Origin of the sequence: Hyella patelloides LEGE 07179 (assembly GCF_900659865.1) — a bacterium.
Lineage (GTDB): Bacteria > Cyanobacteriota > Cyanobacteriia > Cyanobacteriales > Xenococcaceae > Hyella > Hyella patelloides.
Genome location: NZ_LR214182.1, coordinates 1 through 3,621 on the forward strand (window position 1 = coordinate 1; position 3,621 = coordinate 3,621).

At 32.8% G+C, this 3,621-nt stretch carries 3 protein-coding genes and 1 pseudogene; 2 read left to right on the forward strand and 2 right to left on the reverse strand.

Annotation, left to right across the window (positions count from 1 at the left end; translation table 11 throughout):
* Positions 1–129: pseudogene (locus tag H1P_RS39650) on the forward strand (IS701 family transposase); the annotation flags it as partial.
* A gap of 22 nt (positions 130–151) precedes the next feature.
* Here H1P_RS39650 and H1P_RS31775 read toward each other — a convergent pair.
* Positions 152–901: a DUF4347 domain-containing protein gene (locus H1P_RS31775; protein WP_144875246.1), complete on the reverse strand. Its 750-nt coding sequence runs from the start codon at positions 899–901 to the stop codon at positions 152–154.
* Between the two features lie 1,154 nt (positions 902–2,055).
* A complete protein-coding gene (locus tag H1P_RS31780; protein WP_144875248.1) occupies positions 2,056–2,397 on the reverse strand; it encodes a hypothetical protein in 342 nt (113 codons plus the stop codon).
* Positions 2,398–2,960: 563 nt separating this feature from the next.
* Between H1P_RS31780 and sodX the strand changes: the two genes are divergently transcribed.
* A complete protein-coding gene (gene sodX / locus H1P_RS31785; protein ID WP_144875250.1) occupies positions 2,961–3,314 on the forward strand; it encodes a nickel-type superoxide dismutase maturation protease in 354 nt (117 codons plus the stop codon).
* The last annotated feature ends 307 nt before the right edge of the window (positions 3,315–3,621 follow it).

The following is a 3,621-nucleotide window of genomic DNA, read 5'->3' on the forward strand; positions in this document are numbered from 1 at the left end:
TTTATTCGTTTGGAAAAAATGCGTTCAAATAGCTCAATTTCTAATTGGTATCAATTGCAAAGGAATCTATTCACTTTAGTAATTCGCGAATACATTTTAAGTAATCTTACAGATACTTTTGCCGTTTAGCATCCATGACAGTGATTTTTTGTCAATGCGTAAGTTCTAATAAATTGCTTAAAGCAGTCTGAATATTAGCTTCGGGTAAAGGAACGTAAAAAGTTTGAACGGGGGATGGATTTCCCGAATCGGTAAAAGTTGTAATTGCAGCCTGATTAGAATTCAAACCCGTAGCCGTTAACTCAAATGCCGAATCAGCAGAATCATCGGGATTGACGTACCAAGTAGTCTGAAAATTACCATCGACTTTACCATCTAGATCGGCTAAACCACCATCGGTAATCAGCCAAGGAGTATGTCCGCCACCAGTATTGGGCGTACCGTCTGTGTGTAATATTTGAAGCTCGACAGTTTCGCCAACCTGAAAATTGTTACCAGAAATAATAGCCGTACTACCAGGAGCATAATCATCTAAGTCGGTAGTAACAGTCTGACTTTGAGTATCTAAAGTTGATAAATCATCAATTTTAAATTCTTGGAGAAGATTAAAATTCCTAGTTTCGCGATCGAGATTATGAACTAAAATAGTTGTTTCTTGACTCGAAGCTATATTCTGTAAGTTTGTTGATTCAAATTGTAAACTCTGATTATCACCCTCTGACACAATATGTAAAGTTTGAGTATCTGAATGATCCAACAACAGTCGATCGATTTGTTCTCCAATATCTTGCGTGGAATCAAAGGTAACTATTTCTGCATCGGTCGCAAGATTATTTAGTATTTGAGGATCGAGATCGATAGTATCAGCGATCGCGATTAGAGATTGAATAGATAAACTCAACTTTGATTACTCCTTAAAAATTTCAATATAAATAATAGTTGGAACGGACTTTGGTTGTTAGACAGAGAATTTATTCTCTGGTTGGGAAAATGAAATAGCTTGTTAGTCATATTGCTTTAATTCAGTTGTTATACCAGGAAGCCATCACTTAAAAATATTCACTGAGCTTGAGAATTGTTGACAGGATAAAACAGCAATTAAACAATCTGACTTTAATTTAATCAGTTAATAATAATAAATAGATAGTATTAAATATAAATCCTGAAGTTACTGTTGATTTGATTTGATTTGATTTGATTTGATTTCATCTCGTGAAATGGCAATACCTTCGTTAAAGAATAGTTTTTTGGCAAGTTTAGGATCGTGAATTAAATAACTTACAGATGAGGAAGGGTGTTGTTAGCGTAAGCGTAATTCACCGATATTTCAATTTTGGATTTTATTCAATTCTCATTCCTTAGATTACAAAAACTGATGTTGCTTTCTTATGCAGTTGATTATTCTGTAAAGAATAATAATTTGACTTTTATTAAATTGGTTCTGTGTTTTGCAATTTCACTATCATGAGCAATTTACAAAAACTAACTTGTTTATTCAGTCTTTTTCAAAGTAATCTTAATTTGAGTGGATGTCTTCAGAGAAATTACCGATAAACAACCAATACGTAGATGATAATATGCATTGTTTCTGGGTATATCTATAAGTATTATCGGGCAAAACTTAGTCGCCACAGATATTATCTCGTCTTTTACCTAGGTGCTATGACCATTGGTCAAAGTAAGCTTCTTTGTCGTACGGTAGATTAATCTGCAACATTTGCAACTCAATTTAAATTATTACATTTGAGATTAGTGAAAATTACTTAATTTAGCTACACCTCTTACAAAAATAAAGCCAAAACTTGTAAGTTTTGACTTTATTCTCTAAATAATATTAACTAGCAACTTGAGTTACAGCAGTTTGCATAACTAAGAGAGACAAAAAATTGTAGTAAGGTGGGCATTGCACTAAAGTATATCCGAAGGTGTATCCTTTAGGGCTTCCTTCGGTCGCCCAACCTACCCTATAATTAAAATTTCCTGATACTTCATGTCCCAGAATGAAATGCAATAGGCTGTATCTTGAATTTTAATTTTTTAATTGCTGAGTTAGTGTTAAGCTTCAAAAGCTTGTTCGAGTTCGGCTCTTAAACATTCTAAATTAGCTATTCTACCGATCACTAAAGCATTTTCTTGAGAACTTTCTAACTCTATTTTCCAGTGACGGATACTATCTTCGTGTTTGAGCCAAAAATTAATCATAGTTTCGACAACTTCATCCCAATTCCATTGAGGTTTTTTAGGAATCATTTGAGTAGAGTCAATAAAAGAATCAAGGGTACACTGATAACTACCTAAATAAGTTTTACTTCTTTGAGGATTAATCTCTAGTTCCTGTTGGTAGTTAAAGAAAGTTAATATTGGGGTAATGCCAATAATTTCAAAGTTATAAGACATAACGCGCTTTAAAATCAGAATTTAAACAACAACATATTAGGCTGATAAGTCAGCTTTCTTTCTGAGATAAAAAGAATTACTATTTTTACAATTCCCAAATACCGATCGAAAAAACACAAAAGGAGCATGAGAAATTTTTCTCCGCCCCAAAATAAATAATGCGTATTTAGCTGTAATCAACCACTGCATCGTAAATCTATGTCTCTCGATCTCAATATATTTAAGCTGACTTATTACTAAGTAAATTGTAAATAAATAAATATTTTTGTAGTGTTTATCACGAACTGTATTTAGTCTATAAATTTTGATACACTATGTATAAATTGTGACTAAATATACGATTTTTATTGGCAATTTTGTAAAGTGATACTAGGTTGCGTTCCAAGAGCCAACTTTTAAATGTGGAAAGTTAGTCATTGAATGTAAAAGTGCTGAATTTTTGGATTTATCAAAAAATGCTTTTTCTAAAGTGTCCATAACTTGAGTCATTGAATTTTAAAAAAGTATCTTTTGTTATAGTCTTGATTATTTACGCTCAATTGTCACTGATTTAGACTGGAAAAATGCTTAACGAATTACCTAATACAAGCTATCGTGAATTTTTCTTGTGGATTATTAGAAAACGCAAAAGATTTCAAGTAACAGGTATTTCGATGCAACCTCTATTGCAACCAGGAGAAGAAATTTTAATTAATCCTGATGCCTATAAAAAGACATTACCTCAAATTAATGATTTAGTAGTAGTAACTCACCCTGATAAAAAAGGTTTAGAAATCGTTAAAAGAATCTCTAGCATTGCTGAAGACGGCACATTTTTTTTATTAGGAGATAATTTAGCACACAGTACTGACAGCAGAAGTTTTGGCACGATTCATCGGGAAGATATTATCGGAAAAGTAACCAGTATTTTTAGTTAATCACTATTTTGTCGTAATTGGGTTGATATCGCAATTCTCGGTTGGGTGAGTTATACCAATTCTCGAAAATAGCTAGATATAGCCGTTGCCATTGTTGTATTAGGACAAGTTTATTTGATTGCTCGGAAGTAATAAGTAACTCGTCATTAAGTAATAAGTGTCCTAATGTAAGTCCGTAGTGCTATATCCCTCTTCTGTCACTTTCCGAAATTTGAACTACAATAGAAGAAATATTTAGAAGCTGTGAGGTAGAGAGGGCAATGGATGTAGAATTACAGATTCTCAAACATTTGAAGCGAGCGCCAAT

Bases quoted from the DNA above. Each gene is read 5' to 3' on its own strand.
- H1P_RS31780 (WP_144875248.1), bottom strand. From the start codon at position 2,397: ATGTCTTATAACTTTGAAATTATTGGCATTACCCCAATATTAACTTTC.
- sodX (WP_144875250.1), top strand. From the start codon at position 2,961: ATGCTTAACGAATTACCTAATACAAGCTATCGTGAATTTTTCTTGTGG.